This is a genomic window from Trichodesmium erythraeum IMS101 (assembly GCF_000014265.1).
Lineage (GTDB): Bacteria > Cyanobacteriota > Cyanobacteriia > Cyanobacteriales > Microcoleaceae > Trichodesmium > Trichodesmium erythraeum.
Map to the genome: position 1 here is coordinate 942,477 of NC_008312.1, position 20,937 is coordinate 963,413.

A 20,937-nucleotide genomic window follows, 5' to 3' on the forward strand; every position below is an offset into this window, starting at 1 on the left:
TAAATAAAATTGTGGCTCTTGAGAAGAGAATCGTTAAAATCAATTCTGTCTGAGGCAGCAGAGTTTTTTTTAAACTTATTTATCGAGTACTCTAATAGATATTTTATTCAATCCATTAAAAACTTAATATTAATAAGTTAGATATGATGTCGTGTCATTAAAAAAAATGCACTTCATGGGGTAAGGTAAGATAGATTGATTTTTTAGGTATAAAGCAAGAAATAAGTACATAAGACATAGATGAAAATTTTGCTTGTATTTGAACTTGATTAAAACATGAAATATATATTATCAATAAGCAACTCTAAAAATAAACTTCTGAAAAAGAATATAGCATGATGGGTAAAGTGGAAATAATTATTATAGAATAATCTAATAATTATTAGAAGTGAGTATAGTTGATAAATATATATCAGTAAAAAAATGAAAATTTAAGGTAAAAATTAGTCGAAAAAATTGAGATTGACAGCAATTTTATTTGAGTTGCGTAAAAAAGTAGGCTAGTTTGAGGAAATACCCAATATTTAAGAAGATTTGCTAGAATTTTAACTGTAATTACATAATCAACTCTTATATGAAATATAATTTTAAAATCTTATATAAAAAATTATTATATTTAGTTAAAAACTCTAGATTAAAATAAAACTGTTTAAAATTTAAACTAAAGGAGGAAAATAATTTGTCAGATTCATACAGAGTAGCAATATTAGGAGCAACTGGTGCAGTAGGTACGGAATTACTAGAATTACTGGAAACTCGGAACTTTCCAGTAGGAGAATTAAAACTCTTAGCTTCAGAATTTTCAGCGGGTAAGACCTTAAAATTTAAGGAACAAAGTTTACAAGTAGAAGCTGTAACAAATGATTCATTTAATAAAGTAGATTTAGTGCTAGCATCAGCAGGTGCATCTGTATCAAAAGTATGGGCAAAGAAAGCAGTAGAGGCTGGAGCTGTAGTTATTGACAATTCTAGTGCTTTTCGTATGGACTCCCAAGTACCTCTTGTAGTCCCAGAAGTTAACCCAGAAGCAGCGGCTTTACATAAAGGTATAGTTGCTAACCCTAACTGCACAACAATATTAATGAGTGTAGCAGTGTGGCCATTGCACAAAATCCAGCCAGTCCAAAGGTTAGTAGTGGCCACTTATCAATCAGCAAGTGGGGCCGGGTCAAGGGCTATGGCAGAAATGAAAATTCAGGCCCAAGAAATCTTAGATGGAAAAACTCCAACAACAGATATTTTTCCCTACCCATTAGCATTTAATTTGTTCCCTCATAATTCTCAACTCAATGAGCAGGGATATTGTCAAGAAGAAATGAAAATGCTTGATGAAACCAGAAAAATATTTGGCTCTAAGGAACTGAGAATTACAGCAACTTGTATTCGAGTACCAGTATTAAGAGCTCATTCAGAAGCAATTAATTTGGAATTTGCTGAACCATTTAGTGTAGTTAAAGCACGGGAAGTATTAAGTCAAGCACCAGGAGTGACACTGGTAGAAAATTGGCAAGAAAATTATTTTCCTATGCCTATGGTTGCAAGTGGTAAAGATGATGTATTGGTGGGGAGAATTCGTCAGGATATTTCTCAAGCTGAGGGGTTAGAATTATGGTTAAGTGGAGACCAGGTAAGAAAAGGAGCTGCCTTGAATGCAGTACAAATAGCTGAATTATTGGTGGCAAAAAATTGGCTGAGAATACCAGTAGGAACATTTTAATTCAGTATGCTAAAAAAAACAAAAAGGGGTCATAATTGAGTGCCAATTTCTGATTTTTTATATAGATGGAATAGGTATACTGAAGAAAGTGATAACTTGAGGAGAATTATCCCAAGGTTACTTATGATCAAGTCCTGATTAAAGCTTAAATTCCAAGCTTTCTTAAAAGCTTAAGTTACGACCTACTAAAGTAGAATTAACTCTAGGGTTAGAGAAAAAAATTTTGGCAGTACAGACTGTAAGGTGATATGAATCTAAAAAAAAATTAGGTCTATAACGTAAATACGGTTCATTAGTATATTTTTTTGCAGTTCTGTAACCTGAAGAGCTACTCTCATGTTTTGATACCATAATAGTTTTGGCCTTATCTGAAGCGTATTAGTCCATAGTCCATCAATAACCCGAAAAACTAAAAATACTAAGCAAAAAAAATCTAAATAATGCCGATCAAGGAGTGGAAATAGTGTGGTAAACTTTGGTAGTGTTCTGACTGCAATGATTACACCGTTTAATCTAGACGGTAGTGTTAACTATGAAGAAACAGAAAAGTTATCAATATGGTTGACAGAAAATGGAACAGACTCATTAGTGGTATGTGGAACAACAGGTGAGTCTCCGAGTCTGACATGGGAAGAAGAATATGAGTTATTTCAAGTAGTTCAAAAAGCAGTGGGAGGAAAAGCTAAAGTTATAGCAGGTACTGGGTCAAATTCAACAAAAGAGGCGATCACAGCTACTGAAAAAGCAGCTAAATTGGGTTTAGGAGGTTCATTACAGGTGGTACCATATTACAATAAACCACCACAGTCAGGACTTTATCGGCATTTTCAAGCGATCGCTCAAGCCACGCCAGATTTCCCAATCATAATATATAATATACCAGGGCGTACAGGTAAAAACATGGAGCCAGAAACTGTAGCTAGACTGGCGGAAATTCCAAATATTGTCGCTATTAAAGAAGCAAGTGGCAACTTAGACCAAGTAAGTCAGATTAGAAACTTGACGGCACCAGAGTTTAAGATTTATTCTGGAGATGACTACCTAACTCTACCATTAATGGCTATAGGTGGCAATGGGGTTGTTAGTGTAGCTAGTCACCTGGTAGGAAATAAACTACAGGAGATGATAGTAGCGTTTAAAACAGGTGAAGTACAGCGTGCGACAAAAATTCATTTAGAACTATTCAATTTATCTAGAACTCTATTTGCCACAACTAATCCCATTCCTATAAAGGAAGCTATGAATATGTTGGGATGGAATGTAGGTAAGACTCGCCTTCCATTATGCGATCCACCAGCAGAGATTACTGAAAAATTAAGGGTAGAAATGGATAAATTAGGTCTATTAGCCAGATAGTTTCATAGACAAAAGATGATGACCATAACTAATATATTTATATTATTGATATATTTGTATTATCGAATTAACTCTGACTTTTGAGTTTATGGTTCCAGCAACAACTTGAGAAATGATTACTGAATACTTATTGTTATTACGAAAATATTGTGTATAAGAGGTTAGTTTTCCTAAATTTTAATAGGTATAAAGTATAATTAATAATTACTCAAAATCAAAAAAAGTAAAGAAAAATAAAAATAGGATAATTATGATTAGAAAAAAATCATCCTCTGCCTTAAAAATTATTCCCCTTGGTGGATTGCATGAGATAGGCAAAAATACTTGTATATTCGAGTACGATGACGAAATTATTATACTTGATGCGGGATTAGCTTTTCCCACAGATGGAATGCACGGTGTAAATATAGTTTTACCAGATGTAACCTATCTGTATGAAAATCGTCATAAAATTAAAGGCATGATTGTCACTCACGGTCACGAAGATCATATTGGTGGCATACCTTTCCATTTGAAAAATATGGAAATTCCAGTCATCTATGGACCAAAACTGGCGATGGCTCTACTTTACCATAAATTAGAGGAGGCAGGAGTTCAAAATCGTACAGAGTTGAAGACTGTTTGCCCCCGTGACATTGTTAAATTGGGTAGATATTTCATTATAGAATATATTCGTAATACTCACTCAATGGCGGATAGCTTTACTGTAGCAATCACAACACCAGTGGGAGTAGTTATCCATACAGGTGACTTCAAAATTGACCATACTCCTGTAGATGGAGAAAAGTTCGATCTGCAAAAACTTGCGGAATATGGAGAGAAAGGAGTTCACTGCCTAATTAGTGACTCTACAAATTCAGAAGTACCAGGTTTCACTCCTTCAGAAAAATCGGTTTATCCAAGTCTAGACCGAGTATTGTCTGAAGCAGCAGGACGTGTGATGCTGACAACTTTTGCCTCTAGTGTACATAGACTACAAATAGTTTTGGAGCTAGCAAAAAAACATGGTAGGTTAGTGGCAATAGTAGGACGATCTATGCTGAATGTGATTGCTCATGCTCGCAATCTGGGTTACATTAAGTGTGAAGATAGTTTGTTTGTACCTTTGCATACTGTCCGAAGTGTGCCTGATGAAAAATTGTTTATTTTGACTACGGGTTCTCAGGGGGAACCAATGTCAGCACTTACTCGTATTGCTAAAGGTGAACATAGGCAAATAAAAATTCGCCAAGGTGATACAGTGATATTCTCTGCAAATCCTATCCCTGGTAATACGATCGCTGTTGTCAATACTATAGATAAACTAATGATGCTAGGAGCAAATGTTGTTTATGGAAAAGACAAAGGCATTCATGTTTCTGGTCACGGTTGTCAGGAAGATCAAAAATTAATGTTAGCCCTAACTCGTCCGAAATTTTTTATACCATTTCATGGAGAGCATAGGATGTTGGTGAAACACAGCCAGACGGCTCAAGGTATGGGAGTTCCGCGAGAGAACATGGTTGTGATTCAAAATGGAGATGTGGTGGAACTGACTCAAGATTCTATTTATGTTGCAGATAAAGTATCTTCTGGTATTGAATTGCTAGACTCTTCCCGTTCTGGTATGGTTGAAGACAAGATTCTCAAGGAACGCCAACAACTAGCAGAGGATGGTGTTGTTACTATAGCCCTGGCAGTTGGTTTGAATGGTAAATTGATTGGTCAACCTCAGTTACATTTGCGTGGTGTTGTGAGTTCTGTGGACAAAGTAGAGTTGCAAGAACTGGTGATTAGGGTATTAGAGAAAGAGTTGAGTTCTTACTGGTCTGAGTATGTTAACTCTAATGGTCATGACAATACTCAAGTTGATTGGTCTAGGTTGCAAGATCAGCTTGAATGTAGTGTTCAGAGAATGTTAAGACGAGAGTTTCAAGGTCAACCCTTATTGGTTTTCTTGATGCAAACTCCAGATGCGGAAGGTCAAGAACGTGAAACAGATATTAAAGTGAAACCTGTGGGAAGACGGCGACGGAGATCTACTGCTAAGGTAGCATCTTGAGTGCTTTGAAGTCAAAACTCATCCATTCAAAGGTCAAAAGTAAGGTTTTTGATGGATGAAAACTTTGATAATAGTAGGAAGTTCTAATGGAGAGGGAAAAATCTTTTTCCCTTTTTTTTATGTTTACTCTTTCTTATTTCTTCCCTCTGGCTTTGAGCTTTTATATGGTTTCTGGTTGAATACTTACAGTTTCAAGGTTTTTGGCTGGAGGTCAGGATATAAAGTCAATATAAATTATTGGATGAGGCTATGATAAGGGCACAGTTTATTAGAAATAAGGCTGTAAGGTATTGGAGCAACAACGAAGAGGTAAATAAGTCACAGTTTGACTTGGTTATTGCTGTAGCAAATATTCTTGAAAAATCGGTTTGACGACGAATAGAGTCGATTTTTGCACTTCAATTTTTTCTAGTAGCGATCGCTTTCCTAAAGACATAATGGCATTCAAAATATTGGAATAGGAGCGATCGCTTCCCTCCTGCAACCAAGATATGGAAACTGGTTCTTTTTGATGGCTAATTTGTAGTAAAATTTGACTCTCTAATTCCGATAGCCGACTTAAATGTTGTTTTAAGATAACTGTCAATTCTTCTGCTAAAAATAGAGGTTTGTACTGCAAATATTCTCCTACCCTGCCACCAAATAAATCTTTGATACCTGTTGCTGTAATTTTTAACCAGTGGGGGTTGCCTCCATAAATATTGATTAATTCGGACCATTTTTCTTGATCTAATAAATCTGCTTGTTGTAAAATTTTATTGGCGGCTTTTCCCAAACCTTCTAGTTGTAAGTAGGAAACAGGAGCATTTTTATTTTTTAAATTGAGAATTTCTAGGGGTAATTCCCAGGTATTGAAAATTATACAGCTTTGATGGGATAGTTCAGCAATGGTTTCAAACAGGTTTTTATAACTTTCGTATCCCGGTTGATAATGACCAACTAATTTATCTTTTTCTAAAACTTGATGGAGGTCATCTAATATGATTAAACAGCGGTTATTTCGTAAGTATTCTATTATTAAAGATAGTTGCTCTTCTTCTTTTTGATTTTTGCGACTTTGGAAAGTTTGATCAAAAAATTGAATTAAAGATTTGAGGGTAGTTTCTGGAGTCGGGGCACCGCGAAGACTCCGCCATATTATATGGTCGAATTCATCTTCTATTTGGGATAGTAATTGAAGGGCGATCGCTGTTTTCCCTATGCCGCTAATTCCGGAAATGGCTACTAGACGACTCCGTTTTTTGAGGAGCAGGTTTTTTAGGGTAGCCAGTTCTGCGGGGCGATCGCAATCATATTCTAGGTCTGGTGCTTCGGAGCGATCTATATGGGGTTTGCTGTTATTTGGGGGTTGAAAGCGATCGCTCTGTTGTTGCTTGATAACTGCTGGTCGATATGAGGTGTTTCCGCAGACGCTGACATGACTGATATGTGGGATATCTCTGAAATGTGAGATATTTGAAACTCGCCACCTTTGGAATGTCGAACGCAAATTTGATTTATTTATTTGTTTTCCATCTCCTAAACTTTGTGAGAGTGTTTTCCACAAGAGAGAAGCAACCTTTTTTACATGAACCTCAGTACAATGATAGGACTTAGCGATATGGGAGTATTTTTCACGTTCCCAGGTGCCACACAAAATAGCTTTTTGGAGGTCGTCTAAAGGTTTTCCAGTGTGGGCCAAAACCTGCTGCTCTGCCCAAGTTAATAATTCTTGGAATTCCATAAGAGTTTAGTGAGTCTGGTAGATGTGGTGGATGAGATTACTATATCCTACTTTATGCTACCTTCGACAACTGTAGCAATTTTTAAAGATCTTAGGCAAGACTTATACTAATTTAATCAGTAAATTTTCTGACAAGACTTATCAAATTAATACTAACTGGGGTGCTCATGATCAAAGTTGTTTATTTAAATGGAAAAAATGAAAATAATACAAGGGCATAAAAGTTGAAATTGTTTGTTTATTTGGAAAGTTTAAAGTTTGGATAAACTTAGTTTTTCCTATTTGTTAAGTAAACTGATATGACCGTTTCCTTAAACATAACTTTTTCCTGCTTAGTAGGGCAAAACTCAACCTCATAAATTACCTACTAAATCCAACTTTATTCTACTGACAATATTAAGTTTTACCAATAAAATGCTTAACTAAACTGTGTAACAAGTATTTTACTTTTGCGCGAGTTAGTGTTTCTAAGTAGCAGGTAAAAATTAATTATACACCCTAAGACACAATAAATATGTTCTCCAGGTAATTTAACGTGTAAATCTTTTTGTCTACCTACTTATTAACAAATTGCCAACAAAATAGATAGGGGAAACTATGCTGAATTTATCCAAAAATTGTTCGGTCGGTGAGGCTTCCTGCCTAGCTCCACCACCTCAAACTTTAGTGGCGATCGACTCCCGAGTTGATAACTCTCAAATATTACTTACAGGAGTTAAACCCGGAGTTAAAGCTGTAATTATAGATAGGGAGGAAGATGCTATTCCTCAAATTACTCTAGCTTTATCGAAATATCCCGCCCGTAATTTACAAATTGTTTGTCACGGCGAACCGGGTATTTTATATTTAGGCAAAACCCCTATTACTGCCCCTACTATGGAAGGATATTCCCATTTGTTAGCAGAGTGGGATGTAGAGGATATTTTATTATATGCTTGTCAAGTGGCGGGTCTCTCCAACAATACCGTTAATTCTTTATTAGCTCGACTGCATCAATTAACAGGAGCAAATATTGCTGCCTCAACCCACCGGGTAGGAAGTCAACAGTTAGATGGCAGTTGGGAGTTAGATACTTTTATCGGTCAGGTTAATTCTGAGTTAGCTTTGTTACCAGAAGTGGTGGAAAGTTATCCGGGGGTATTAGCGACATTTGGTGAACCTACTACTTATCCTACAGGTGGACTTGAACCTATCTACTTAAAAACAGGAGACTTGAACAACGACAACATTCCTGATGTTGTGACTGGCAATGGTGAGTCAGATAATGTCTCTATATTTTTAGGTAAAGGTAATGGTACTTTTGAAGTAGCTACCCGCATTCCAGCAGGAGATGGACCTACTGGCGTCAATATCGGTGACTTCAATAAAGATGGCTTTAATGATATTGTTGTTAGTAACTTTGATGAAGATACTGTATCAGTCTTTTTAGCTGATGGTATGGGTAGTTTTTTAACTCCTCAAACCTTTGCCGGAATAGGCGCTCCTACTGAAATTCAAGTAGCAGACTTTAATAAAGATGGAAATCAAGATATAGTAGTTACAACCCAGTCTAGAGGAAATAGCATCATTACGCTGCTAGGAAATGGGAATGGTGACTTTAATCAATTAACAACTCAGGCGACAGGTGCTTGGTTGTCAGCTAAAGGGGATTTTAATCAGGATTCGATCCTAGACCTTGCCACTGTTCAAGCCATTGGTGGCGGTTTGACTTCTTATGTTTCCATCTATTTAGGCAACGGTATTGGCGGTTTTTCTACTCCTGCTCAATATAATACAGGTGGAAATTCTGGTGATGTGGAAGTAGGTAATTTTAATAACGATCGCTTCATTGACTTGGTTACCACTAACGAGGAGTCAGACAATATTTCTATCCTATTAGGTAATGGAAATGGTACCTTTGAGAACCCTCTCTTACTTGATGCCAGCGATGCGCCAGATGGTGTGGCTGTAGCTGATCTAAATAAAGATGGTTTTGATGATATTGCGGTAGCTCACAATAGCTCAAATAATGTTTTAGTGTTTTTAGGAAAAGGGAAAGCTAAATTTGCTTCACCTATTGATCTTCCTACAGGAGGCGCTGACGCCAGAATTTTAAAGTTATCCGACCTTGATAGTGACAATGACTTGGATATTGTGGTGCCCAATAGAGACTCTTCCAATATCTCAGTGATACTAAATACATCCCTCATCGGTAACAACAAAAATAACACCCTCAAAGGAAATAACAAAGCCAACTTCATCAACGGTGTTGGTGGTAAAGATAACTTAAAAGGCAGTGGTGGTAACGATACCATATTAGGAGGAGGCGGAAACGATCGCCTAGATGGCAACAGTGGCAATGACACCCTTACTGGTGAAGCAGGGAACGATAGCCTCAACGGTGGCAGCGGTAACGACAAACTCAACGGTGGTGGAGGCAATGACATACTCAACGGTGGTAGCGGAAGAGATAGACTTGATGGTAGTGGAGGCAACGATATACTTAATGGTGGCAGCAGCAATGACAAACTCAACGGTGGTGGAGGCAATGACAAACTCAATGGTGGCAGCGGAAGGGATAGACTGATCGGCAATAATGGCAAGGACATCCTAACCGGCGGCAGTGGTAACGATACCATATTAGGAGGCGGTGGAGACGATGAATTAATTGGGGGTAGTGGCAACGACCTACTAAATGGTGGATCCGGTGACGACAAATTTATCTATAGTAGTCGCAAAGCTTTTAACAGAAAAACCTTCGGCAAAGACAGAATAGCTAACTTTGCCCCAGGATCCGATAAAATTATCTTAGATAAAACAACATTCACAAGCTTAGATAGCACAGCCGGTGAAAGCTTCAGCAATGACAGCGAATTTGAGATAGTCACCAACAACTCTGCAGCATCCAGCAGTAGCGCCGAAATTGTTTACGTTTCATCTACCGGCAACTTGTATTACAACCCCAACGGTAGCGACGCCGGTTTTGGTGGTGGCGGGCAGTTTGCTAAGTTGCTCGGCAGACCCGCTCTAACAGATAGCGACTTTTTAATTGAAAATTAGTTGTCCATACTAGAAATTCTAATAGTAGAAACTGGGGTCAAATGATAATTCTGTAGGGACGTTGCATGCAGCGTCCCTAATTTATGAAACGCTCCTACTGTTGAATTCCTTCTTTAATAAGGATTTGAATCTATTTTTCCATTCTCAACACTAACCTCATAATAATCATCATTTAATGCTCTATTTCTCAAATCAAAAGTTTCACCATTTCCCCTTTTCCAAATTTTAAACCTACTAAAAGTTAGTGGAGTTTGAGGTTCACATTTCTCTGGCAGATGGTCTCCTGAGACAAAATAAACAAACCCATCTCTTACCCCTACTACTTCGGCCAAACCATTTTGATCCACAATTAAGGAAGTATTTTCATCAACACCAATACCTAAAGCATCAGAAGCCCTTCCATCCCTGAGTAAACGAGCAACAAACGTCATCAACCGACCCATGCGATCGCGTTCAGAGAAATGGGTATCTATAATAGTATCCTGCAAATTCTCCCAATAAAAAAAATCTTGATTAAGAGTAATATCCTCGTATGGACTTTCCAATGCAGTTTCACTGATAACTTTATCAGAACAAGCATTGAAGACAAAATCACTTTGAATCATTGCTCCAGCACTAGTCCCACCAACTGCTCCACCTCTAGCAATGACAGATTTAATAGCTCCATCAACTCCCGTGTTTAGATAGTTCCGCAAATATTGACACTGGTCGCCACCAGCAAAGAAAATTACTTCAGCATCCTCAATATCTTCTACAACATTCTCTCTTGTAGCCTCCTCTCGATCTGAAATAATCAAAGTCTTGGCCGAGCTTACCCCATCCATAGCCAGAATTGCTTCATTATAAGCATCACTACCGGAGTTACGAATTATAACCACATCTACTTTCTTCTCACAAGAATAGCATCCTCGGACTTCATTAATCATCCACTGAATTGCTTCGTCCACATCACGACCACCACCACCTAGATCGTAAACTGGACCAGCATGTTGTAGACCAAGATCAGCAGAATTGTTCTCTAAATAACCGTAGCTTTTTACCTGGGGAAGAAAAACTAATACTGTAGCAACTATTAAGAATAAAACTAATGTTGCTTTTAGTGATTTGTTAAATAAAGAAGTTAAAAACAAATTTAACAAGAAAAGAAACCTCATCAATAGATTCCTAGATACTAATACTAAGATAATTTTATTTCAATCATTAGCTATCATCAACTATTTTCACCATTCATTTTTTTTACTTAAAGATAACCAAAATTTAACCAAAAATTTGTAATCTAGTAATTAGAAATAATTTATAAAAATTAAATTTTAGTGTTAATATTTATAGTGCAATTCCCATTATCTGAAGGGAAGATTAAAAGAAAAATATTTAGAGAAAACTATTTTATACAATTTGATATATAATAGTTGTGACAAGTTTTTTATTCATATTCATTTCAGCAATAAAAACCGTATATTGAAAGTTTATCAAAGCACCATTAACCTTAATTAATAAGTCCAAAAATCAGAAATATATTCAATGTAAAGACTCATCATTTATCAAGATTACCTAATTTATTTTTCTTCAGCAGCCACTTATAAAAATTAATTAGTTTGCATATTTTGATAGTATATTTTGATTGCAGTTATAAGCCTGAAGTTAGGAGTCAAGAGTCATAATTTCAAAGCTTTTTAGTAATTAATTAGATTAGATAAGGAAGGAACTCTGACACAAAGAAGGAAAGCTCATGAATAATAGACAGGAGGGAAAAAAATAAGCATAAATACTTAAATATAAATACTTAAATATAAATACTTAAGTATAAATACTATAGCTAAAATAGACATAAAAATGTTATTCTAGACACGTGATGAGAAAATTTGTCAGCATACTAGCAGCAAACAGTAAACATGAGCTTTGTAAAATAAGAACTAATATTACTCTTTGCAAAAAGTAAAGCTTTGTCGAAAAAATAAGAATTGAGCAGTTTTGATACTTGCCACTCTTCTCACCCATCAACTTTATAATAAATATAAAAAATATATGTCACAAGATATAAAAATAGTACCTTACTACCAAGGCTATCAAAAAACAACAAAAAGCACAAAGATAACTATTATTAAGGATAATGGTAATGTTTACATTCCTTTTAAAGAGGAACTTGACAAAGTCATGAATAGCAACATAGTAAGTGATGCACTAAAAGAAGAAAAAGAGCTGAAAAAGAATCAGGAAAAACTTAGACCCAAAAAACCGACAAAAAATGTAAAACTAACGTCTTGCTACGAAGGTGATCAAAAAGCAGCAAAAAAGATGAAGACCAAAGAGAAAGTTAGTATTGGCATTGGTAATAATAACAATACACCGAAAAAACACAAAGCAGTGAATATAAATCAGGAACAAAAAGAGGGAAAGGACAATAGTAGATTAGTCTTTGAAAGTTATAAAGGTACGGGAACAGAAAAGGCCAAGAAGAAAGTACCTATGAATCTTACTCAAAGACCTACGTTCCGACAAGAGCGGGCAAATGCCTTAAGATAATTGAGGGTGGTAGCTTATGTGAAAACAAAATTTCAAAACTCTTTCCTAATTGTGCTTCGGCGCTCTATTAGCTAAAACAAATTGACCGACTATCCTTGCTAGTTCTTCTTGTTCAATTATCTGACAGGAGCCGAAAACAAATCAGGAAGCAAAAGTAAGATAATTGATGATTTCTGCTTTGTAGACTGATAACTTAGCCCATTAAAGGAAAAAGCAATACCTCCTAAAAGCTTGTTTTACCAGTAGCACTTTTCAGTTGTATGAGTGTTTTAACTTGTTTTTACTACAAAACTTTTATCTTTGTGGCCACATCCAGAGAGCTTCCTGGCTAATTCCAAGAAAGCTGAATACTAAAGTATTATCATCTTTTTTGAGTTGAGCATAAGCTTCAGTTGGCCCAATAATATTTGCTACTATTTCTGGATTTCCTACCACAAAAGTTGCACTTTCTTTAGTCACAGGAAAATCATAAATAGAAGTAATATTGACAATAATTTCTCAAAATATTTTCCCTTTAATCTAATTTTTTTGTAGCAATGCTACCCATGTTAAGTTAGTAAAAATAACTAGATAAATCACAGAAGTTTGTTAACAAGAAAATTATGTAAATAAACAGTATTTAGAAAGAAAAATTCCAAGTCGAGGAAAGTTTTTGAGAATTGTCTTAGAGGAAAAATTGGATTGCGGAGGTACAGTCAGAAGAAAAATCTGACTTCCTCATAAAGCTATAGCTACTTTTGTTTTTTCAATTTCACAAACACATCATAATTAGTTGTGCGATTATTAAGGATAATAGATGTTACTCCAATAGACTCAATACCATCTACCCAAATTTTTTGATTAGCAGGTAACTGGGGAAGAGAAAGATTTTTTTTGCTGAAAGTCCGACTAATATCAATGAAAAAATTACCATTCCAAGCTTCTCTCTCTAATGGGAGGGTTTTTTGTAAAAATACACTTTCCGCCATAGAATTTGTCGGAGCAGGCAATATTTGATTTTCCACAGATCCTCCTAAAGTGAAAAATACTACATTCCCATTCAACCAACCACGAACTACAGTAAACCCACCAAATGGAGAAGTCCATTTTACCACAGGTCTTCCCCTAGCAATAGCTTCACCTACCTGAAATTTATTCCTCTTCATCACTTGATCTAATTTTTTCAGAGAGTCTTCAGCTACACGGCGATCGCTTGCCTTAACCATAAACACAAACCCCGCAAAAAATTTTTGTAACTGCTTCTTATCTTTAGAAACAGGCAGTAAAGATAGAGAATACTCTGCTCCCATCCAGTTGATAAATTCCTTATCTAAATCCATGCCAGTTGCATTTTTCATGTTTTGACGTAATGTCTCTGGGTTAATAGGTGCTAAGGGATTAGCCACTGCACCCTTAACATAATCAGACCACATTCGCTGTAAATTACTGCCAGATAGCATCATTAAAGCATTTCCAGGAACCTTATCTAACATTTCTGTAGCATTATTTTCTACAGTAAACTTTTTCTGGCTATTAGGTTTAAGCCAAGAAACTGCTTTTAAATTTATACCTTCAGGAACTAAGTTTAAAGTTGCTGCTATTCCCTGGTTATCCTCAAATTGTCTGAGATTTTCCTCAGAAAGAGAAGTAACAGATTTACTAGAGGTATAAGCAGCAGCAGCAGGGATATTCACATATACCTTAGCAAAAGATGGAGCAGTTTCCAATTTATTAATTGCTTGAGTTAAACCCGGAGCTTTTTCTAGAGAATTGTCTCCTTTATATATATCAACCACTCGGTTTATTGCCCTTGGAGAATTAGTAACCACCAAAAATTTTTCTCCCAATGCTGCTACAGAAAAATCTTGGCTAGCTACTTCTTGAGTTTCTGTAATTTCAATACCTCTGTAGGTACGTTTAACTAATTTACCTTCATTAAGAGAGGGCGGTTTATCTAAAATTTTTTTAGCTGCAATTGGATCAGCGATCGGCAATACCACCATAGTTGCTTGTTGAGCCGGAGGGGGTGGTGAAGAACCGGGGATATTTTCGTTACTGGGTTCAAGAGTAGATTGGCGTAAGAAAGCGATCGCTACTTCCTTGCCTACCCAAGGTTTAATATCTCGTTGATAATTATAACCATAAGTAGTTAGGAAGCGATCGCGCAAATTCCCTAAAAACTTTTGGAAAGCAGTTTTTGACTCAGAAGTACCAAACTCTTGTAATTTTTTCCATTGATTATAGTCAGTAGAAACATGTAAAGTTATCATTGTATCCTGGGGGAGAACCTCAGCACCCACAGGTAAATTTTTAACTGTTTCTTTCCTATACATTCCCATGTAGGCGGTGACACTACCGACAATTATTAATATGGCTGATCCTATTATGGTTAAAGGTAAGATTTTATCTTGCTTTTTCATTCTTAGCTAAGTAGAAATTAGGGATTAGAAGTTGGCATAAAGATAATAATATTTAATATTTTTACCAAACAAGGGCTATGGGCAAGGTAAAAGTCCAAAATACAAAAGTCAAAAATAATCTATTACTGAGCTTGATAATTTAGAACTGTTTTAACCTGTGCTTTAATTGCTATAGAAAACTGGATTGACACTCTCACTGTTAAATCAAAAATTATAAAGGGAGTGTCCTTAGGGCAACATTTATGATAGATAATAATATCTTCATTGAACATTTTTTCAAATGGTATTACAAATATAATTTACTCTAGTCCATTAAGTTCTAACCTTTGACTTTTGACTTCTACGCTTAAGATAACCGCTATAAAAGATTTTATCACTCATATTTGGACTGAATAATACTAGTAATCTCCTACAAATTTAACTTCTAACTTTTGACTTTCTCTAATTTTATAGGGGTCTATGCTTTATAAACATTTTTCTTTAGGTAATACTTGACAAAATCTCAAAAAAATGTAGCGCATTAAAAGACTGTTTCTGGAAAAAAGTATATGAAAAAAAGTTTGTCTCTTAAACATCAGTACTTGTATTTAGTGAGAACAAACTATGACACTCTTATAATATAGTTAGATAAGTTTTAAATTAAATGTAGTAGTCATCAAGTCAAAGGAATAGACATTAATATTCTTGGTAAGGTAGCTCTAAATCTAGGAATTTGGGGACATTGAATTGGAGAGAATTGCCACTTACTTCAAAAATAGCTCTTGAGACTTTACTTCTATATTAGCATTTATCTGTTAGGGAATAAATTAATTTAGGCGCACAGTCCATTAAAACCACCTTAAATAGTTAGGAAAAAATCTCCCTTGACCTAAAATACTAATCAAGGGATAGGCGTTTTGCAGAGGTTAATTATGACAATAGCAATAGTTCTTGCAGCAATAATAATCAGTCTTATAAAGCCACAGCTATTCAAAAGTATACTCTCAACTTCTATCTATTAACCAACTATTAATTTAGCTTAGTCTTAACAATTTCTTGAACTTTTTTACCATCAGCTTTACCCCTCAACTGTTGCATTACCGGGCCCATAACTTTACCCATATCTTTAGCAGAACTAGCACCCACCTGGACAATAATTTCATCTATTACCTGAGCAATTTCATCATCAGATAACTGTTTTGGCAGATATTCCTCAATAATAGCCAATTCTGCTGCTTCTTGATCTGCTAGTTCCTGACGACCTACTTGAGTATATTGCTCTATAGAATCCCGACGTTGTTTGGCCAGCCTTGCTAGTATGTCCATTTCTTGAGTTTCTGTCAAAGACTCCTTTCCGGCAGCCCTAGCATTTACTTCCTCCTCTAGAATAACTTTTTTGATACTACGAACTGTCTCCAGACGCACCTTTTCCTTGGCCTTCATAGCTGCTTTAATATCTTCTGTAATCTTATCCTTTAAACTCATAATTCCTATCCTGAGCAAAATGAACTAGCTATTAGCTTTTCAATAAGGAATGTTCCACAAAAAGCATTTAAAAAATTTAAGTGTAACATTTTACCCCAGTATATTTGAAAAGCCCGTGTTCCACGTTAATAGGTCTGTAAAACCAATACTGTATTATATCTGTTTAAATACCCAACAAAAAAAACTTTAGATAGTAGGGAATAGGGAGCAATTGATATGAGAAAAGCATTTTTATTATGGCTAATTAATTAAAGTAGCAATAATTAACTAAAAACCTTAATAAAAGCTTTTAAAAGTCTTGACATATAATTATATAGCCTTAAAAATATTTTTTCGAAAATTTGGTTAATTCCTTAAGAAAAGATAAAAAGTAAAGTGGGGTCTTGAAGTGGGAACTTGTAGAGTTAGTAAATTATTTTAGCAAGGGAAGACTCCCATGCAACGAAGAACTAAAAAGCATCAAAATAGATAGCTGTTCATTAAGTTAAGGGAAATTAAAAAATGGACGCTGGTGTTGTTATATTGAAAGAAGCGAGGCAGGAAAGAGCCTCCAAAAAAAACAAGCGTCTTATCCTCAAACAATAAGACAATGGCTGAAACAGCCCTAACTGTAATCAGTGATACTATGCAGATTAAATCTGCATAACGCAAAAAGAGGTTATATTTTCCACAGTATTCTCTGAGGATATTTATTAAATAAAGAAGTATTTCTAAAAACAACTAGTAGCTTGTCAAGATAGATTTAATGGGTAATCTATTGAGTTTTTCTTTTTGTCTAATTTCTTTCCTGGACCTCTTTAATCATGTTTTAACCCATCAGCATAAAAATTAATAAATTAATAAGTTTCTTTAGTATAAATCTTAATTTGGTCAGAAAAATAATATTTGTTTAAGAAATTTTGCTTTTTTCAAAGAGTTATTGAATTTTATTACTAAACATTCAATTATAAAATTTATATTAAGTAGGCAAAGAACAGTGTATTGAAGATTAAATCATGTTTTTATCAACAAAAACACGGAGAGATATTTTGCTTTTAAGATGATAAGATCACCATGAATAAAGGTTCTACAAGGGGTTGCCGTGATCCATGCGACTTTACCAATACAGGCTCCTATACCTGCTATTGTTAACGATCATAATCGACTAAGACTGTTTTCAGGTTCTGCTAACGTTCCTCTCTCTACAGAAGTAGCTAGATACCTAGGTTTAGATCTAGGCCCAATGGTACGTAAGCACTTTGCTGATGGAGAGCTATACATTCAAATTCAGGAATCAATTAGAGGTTGTGATGTTTATCTAATTCAACCTAGTTGTCACCCAGTTAATGATAACCTGATGGAATTGTTGATAATGATAGATGCTTGTCATCGTGCTTCTGCCAGACAAATTACCGCAGTAATTCCTTACTATGGTTATGCTAGGGCAGACCGTAAAACTGCTGGAAGAGAATCAATTACAGCGAAATTAGTGGCCAATTTAATTACTGAGGCGGGAGCTAGTCGTATTCTAGCAATGGATTTACATTCAGCTCAGATTCAGGGTTATTTTGATATTCCCTTCGATCATGTTTATGGCTTACCAGTAATTTTAGATTACTTATTAAGTAAAAACTTATCTGATATTGTTGTTGTTTCTCCCGATGTAGGTGGAGTAGCAAGAGCTAGAGCTTTTGCAAAAAAGCTAAATGATGCTCCTTTGGCAATTATTGATAAGCGTCGCCAAGCTCATAATGTAGCAGAAGTTTTCAATGTGATAGGGGATGTTAAGGACAAAACTGCTGTTTTAGTAGATGATATGATTGATACAGCTGGGACTATTTGTGAAGGTGGGCGACTATTACGGGAAAAAGGGGCACGACAAGTTTATGCCTGTGCTACTCATGCTGTATTTTCCGGTACAGCTATTGAGCGCCTTTCAAATGGAATATTTGAAGAGGTAATTGTTACTAATACTATCCCATTCAATCAGGAAAATTCTTTTCCTCAGCTAATAGTTCTTTCAGCAGCAAATTTATTGGGTGAGACTATTTGGCGTATTCACGAAGACACTTCAGTTAGTAGTATGTTTCGCTAGAATTAGCTATGTTTACCGCAAAATTGGGTCTCTATTCCCTCGCCCATAAGCAAGCAAAACCTGAGTTTATAGTGGGAAGACATAAACTATAGTATTATATCACGGCTGGACTATCTGAGACATTAAACGTACCTGGAGGGAAGAGAAGAACTACCGTCATCAAGATAGCAGCAACCAATAAAACGTCAACCCACTTGAGAGCTACGGCTCAGTATAAATCTCCGTGCCTTCAGCCAAGAGAAAATCTCAGTTAATCTATATGTTTTTTCCTATTCTATATATTAGGAGGTCAGAATAGTCAGTATGAAATGTTGAGAAATATTTAATAGAGATTAAACTTTTGCAAGGTTAATTAGTTGACAGTAGAGTTTGCTTCGGCAATTCTACTGTTACTGTTTATAGGTCTTGTTAGACATCTGTGGGTTACAGTTTTATGGGCTATAAAAAAGTCTAAAATATACAAATAATCTATCTCCTAATTAACTATCTAATTATACGTATGCTACTGGATTTAATATTACTTATACTCACGATACTTTTGATTCCTATTTATTTAAAAACATTGTTAAGGATAAAATATTTTATCATTTCTCTTTGAATAACCACTGTGAAAAAAAATTGAGGGAATTGAGATAAATTGATATGAGAAAAATATTTTTATTCTGGATAATTAATGAGACTTGATACTAAAGCTATTGAGGTAATTATATGGCAACTATTGAATCTAAAGGCATGAATTTAGAAAAGTTATTTGATGAATTTTATGTTATTCCTGATTACCAGCGCGAATATGTTTGGACACAAAAAGAAGTCAATGAATTTATTCAAGACATCTATGAAGAATTTTCTGAACAAACTCAAAACTCTTACCCTGAGTATTTTATTGGCAGTATAATTGTTTGTGGTCGCGGGGAAAAATTTTATGAAATAATTGATGGCCAGCAACGAATTACTACTGCTTACCTTGTACTATGTGCAATTCGGGATTATCTATTAACTATTAATCCTAATGAACCTATTGAAGCATTAAAAAATAAGATTGCTGCTTTGTATACGGATAACTGGGGTAATGACCAGTTTAGACACAAAGTAGAACTACAATATCAGGAAAGTCGAGGAATACTAGAAAATATAGCTCTACAAGCAAGTGTAGAGACTCTTAGTCCAACTCGCTCTGTTAAAAATATTCAGAATGCTTATACTGAAATTAGAAGTTTTCTTTACCAATATTTTCAAGTAGATGAACTTGTTGTTTTTAATATCAAAAAGTTTTACGCATATTTTCTTAAAAATGTTAAGTTAATTCGAGTCAAAACAGCTAGTGTTTCTCATGCTTTGAAAATATATTCAACTCTAAATCATCGTGGTTTAGCCCTAGATGATATGGATTTACTCAAAAATTTAATTTTTACTAAAGCTAAATCAACAGATTATGATCAAATCAAAGTAAAATGGAAAACAATGATAGACTTGCTTTATAATCATCAAGAAAAACCCATGCGTTTTTTGCGCTATTTTATATTAGCCAAATACGCAAAAGATGGGAACTATATTTTGGAAAAAGAAGTCTATGATTGGTTCCTAAATAATGAACATATTTGTAGATATAAGACTGAACCGATTCAGTTTGTGAATAATTTACTGAGCTCGGCTCAAGCTTATGTAGCATTTTTAATAGGTAATAATGTTGATGGTACTGTTAATCGGTATTTGGTAAATATTAGAAATCTTAGTATAAATGTTAGGCAGCATTTAATATTACTTTTAGCTGTTGATAAGTTGCCTAAAGCTTGTTTTGTTGATCTCTGTAGACAGATAGAGAATTTATTATTTTTGGCAATGTTAACTAGCGATCGCCATAAAAAAGCATTTGATGGCATGATAATTAAGTGGGCAAGTGAGTTACGTACAATTAGTTCACAAGAGGATTATGATATTTTTATTGCTCAGGAAATTATTCCTAGCAAACAGGGAGTAGCTGATAAATTTGAAAATACGTTCTATCGACTGAATAAATTATCATTACAGCTATATCAAATTCGATATATTTTGGCAAAGATAACACAATATATAGATGAAATGGCCTGGGGAACTGTGGGAGGAATTGATGATTTAAGAAACTATGTTTTTAAATTAGAAGTAGAACAAATTTTATCAGAAAACCCTACAAAAGAAGTAGTTTTTGATTTTGATAAACCTACTGAAATAGTAAACTATAGTCAACGTTTAGGAAATATGACTTTGTTAGAAAGTTCTATTAAATCTGCTATTTTAAATGCTAGTTTTACTGAGAAAAAATTAGGTTATACAAAATCTAGATTTTTGTTAACTAGAACTATTGCTGAAGAAATTTCGGTGGGAAACAATACAACTATTAATTTGGCTGTCAAGGATTTAAAGACATTTGAAAAATGGGATTCTCAAGCAATAGAAACTCGTCAAGAAATTTTAACTCAATTAGCTAAAAAAGTTTGGGATGTTCCTGAGTAATCTCCAACTTATTTTATGAAAAACTCTTTATAGTATGGTTTAATTAGCAAAGGTCTACTATGCTACTTTATCTAAAATCTACAAAATAACTAGGATAAAGGGCAAGATATG

At 34.9% G+C, this 20,937-nt stretch carries 12 protein-coding genes; 7 read left to right on the plus strand and 5 right to left on the minus strand.

The features are described 5' to 3' along the window. The first annotated feature begins 679 nt into the window (after nucleotides 1-679). The 3 genes from TERY_RS02765 (at nucleotide 680) to TERY_RS02775 (ending at nucleotide 5,114) form a co-directional block, all read left to right on the plus strand. Nucleotides 680-1,717 carry an aspartate-semialdehyde dehydrogenase gene (locus tag TERY_RS02765; protein ID WP_011610425.1) on the plus strand — a complete coding sequence of 346 codons (1,038 nt, stop codon included), beginning with the start codon at nucleotides 680-682 and terminating at the stop codon, nucleotides 1,715-1,717. A gap of 465 nt (nucleotides 1,718-2,182) precedes the next feature. Continuing rightward, nucleotides 2,183-3,073 (plus strand): 4-hydroxy-tetrahydrodipicolinate synthase, encoded by an 891-nt coding sequence (gene dapA / locus TERY_RS02770; RefSeq protein ID WP_011610426.1) that lies wholly within the window; start codon nucleotides 2,183-2,185, stop codon nucleotides 3,071-3,073. Between the two features lie 250 nt (nucleotides 3,074-3,323). Continuing rightward, nucleotides 3,324-5,114 carry an RNase J family beta-CASP ribonuclease gene (locus TERY_RS02775; RefSeq protein ID WP_011610427.1) on the plus strand — a complete coding sequence of 597 codons (1,791 nt, stop codon included), beginning with the start codon at nucleotides 3,324-3,326 and terminating at the stop codon, nucleotides 5,112-5,114. A 334-nt stretch (nucleotides 5,115-5,448) separates the two neighbouring features. Here the strand turns inward: TERY_RS02775 and TERY_RS02780 are convergent, their stop codons facing one another. Beyond that, on the minus strand, nucleotides 5,449-6,837 hold the full coding sequence (locus TERY_RS02780) for an NB-ARC domain-containing protein (protein ID WP_011610428.1): 1,389 nt from the start codon (nucleotides 6,835-6,837) through the stop codon (nucleotides 5,449-5,451). 597 nt (nucleotides 6,838-7,434) lie between these two features. Here TERY_RS02780 and TERY_RS02785 point away from each other — a divergent pair. Further along, on the plus strand, nucleotides 7,435-9,876 hold the full coding sequence (locus tag TERY_RS02785; protein ID WP_011610429.1) for an FG-GAP-like repeat-containing protein: 2,442 nt from the start codon (nucleotides 7,435-7,437) through the stop codon (nucleotides 9,874-9,876). 113 nt (nucleotides 9,877-9,989) lie between these two features. Here TERY_RS02785 and TERY_RS02790 read toward each other — a convergent pair whose 3' ends face one another. Then, nucleotides 9,990-11,006, minus strand: a complete 1,017-nt coding sequence (locus TERY_RS02790; protein ID WP_370496504.1) for a cyanophycinase — start codon at nucleotides 11,004-11,006, stop codon at nucleotides 9,990-9,992. Between the two features lie 841 nt (nucleotides 11,007-11,847). Here TERY_RS02790 and TERY_RS02795 point away from each other — a divergent pair. Beyond that, entirely contained in the window at nucleotides 11,848-12,399 is a 552-nt protein-coding gene (locus TERY_RS02795) for a hypothetical protein (RefSeq protein ID WP_155994269.1), read from the plus strand. 294 nt (nucleotides 12,400-12,693) lie between these two features. On the opposite strand, the gene TERY_RS32190 is transcribed toward TERY_RS02795, so the two are convergent. The 3 genes from TERY_RS32190 to TERY_RS02805 form a co-directional block, all read right to left on the minus strand. Continuing rightward, nucleotides 12,694-12,858: a hypothetical protein gene (locus TERY_RS32190; RefSeq protein ID WP_011610432.1), complete on the minus strand. Its 165-nt coding sequence runs from the start codon at nucleotides 12,856-12,858 to the stop codon at nucleotides 12,694-12,696. 272 nt (nucleotides 12,859-13,130) lie between these two features. Next, nucleotides 13,131-14,798, minus strand: coding sequence for a DUF3352 domain-containing protein (locus tag TERY_RS02800; protein ID WP_011610433.1), 1,668 nt, complete (start codon nucleotides 14,796-14,798; stop codon nucleotides 13,131-13,133). Nucleotides 14,799-15,806: 1,008 nt separating this feature from the next. After that, a complete protein-coding gene (locus tag TERY_RS02805; protein ID WP_011610434.1) occupies nucleotides 15,807-16,262 on the minus strand; it encodes a GatB/YqeY domain-containing protein in 456 nt (151 codons plus the stop codon). A gap of 1,084 nt (nucleotides 16,263-17,346) precedes the next feature. On the opposite strand from TERY_RS02805, the gene TERY_RS02810 reads away from it, so the two are divergent. Both TERY_RS02810 and TERY_RS02815 read left to right on the plus strand, forming a co-directional pair. Further along, entirely contained in the window at nucleotides 17,347-18,336 is a 990-nt protein-coding gene (locus tag TERY_RS02810) for a ribose-phosphate pyrophosphokinase (protein WP_370497378.1), read from the plus strand. 708 nt (nucleotides 18,337-19,044) lie between these two features. Next, entirely contained in the window at nucleotides 19,045-20,826 is a 1,782-nt protein-coding gene (locus TERY_RS02815; protein ID WP_011610436.1) for a GmrSD restriction endonuclease domain-containing protein, read from the plus strand. Nucleotides 20,827-20,937 lie beyond the last annotated feature (111 nt).

Excerpts from the sequence above, each read along its gene's own strand:
- TERY_RS02775 (WP_011610427.1), top strand. The coding sequence starts at position 3,324 with ATGATTAGAAAAAAATCATCCTCTGCCTTAAAAATTATTCCCCTTGGT.
- TERY_RS02780 (WP_011610428.1), bottom strand. The coding sequence starts at position 6,837 with ATGGAATTCCAAGAATTATTAACTTGGGCAGAGCAGCAGGTTTTGGCC.
- TERY_RS02785 (WP_011610429.1), top strand. The coding sequence starts at position 7,435 with ATGCTGAATTTATCCAAAAATTGTTCGGTCGGTGAGGCTTCCTGCCTA.
- TERY_RS02800 (WP_011610433.1), bottom strand. The coding sequence starts at position 14,798 with ATGAAAAAGCAAGATAAAATCTTACCTTTAACCATAATAGGATCAGCC.
- TERY_RS02805 (WP_011610434.1), bottom strand. The coding sequence starts at position 16,262 with ATGAGTTTAAAGGATAAGATTACAGAAGATATTAAAGCAGCTATGAAG.
- TERY_RS02815 (WP_011610436.1), top strand. The coding sequence starts at position 19,045 with ATGGCAACTATTGAATCTAAAGGCATGAATTTAGAAAAGTTATTTGAT.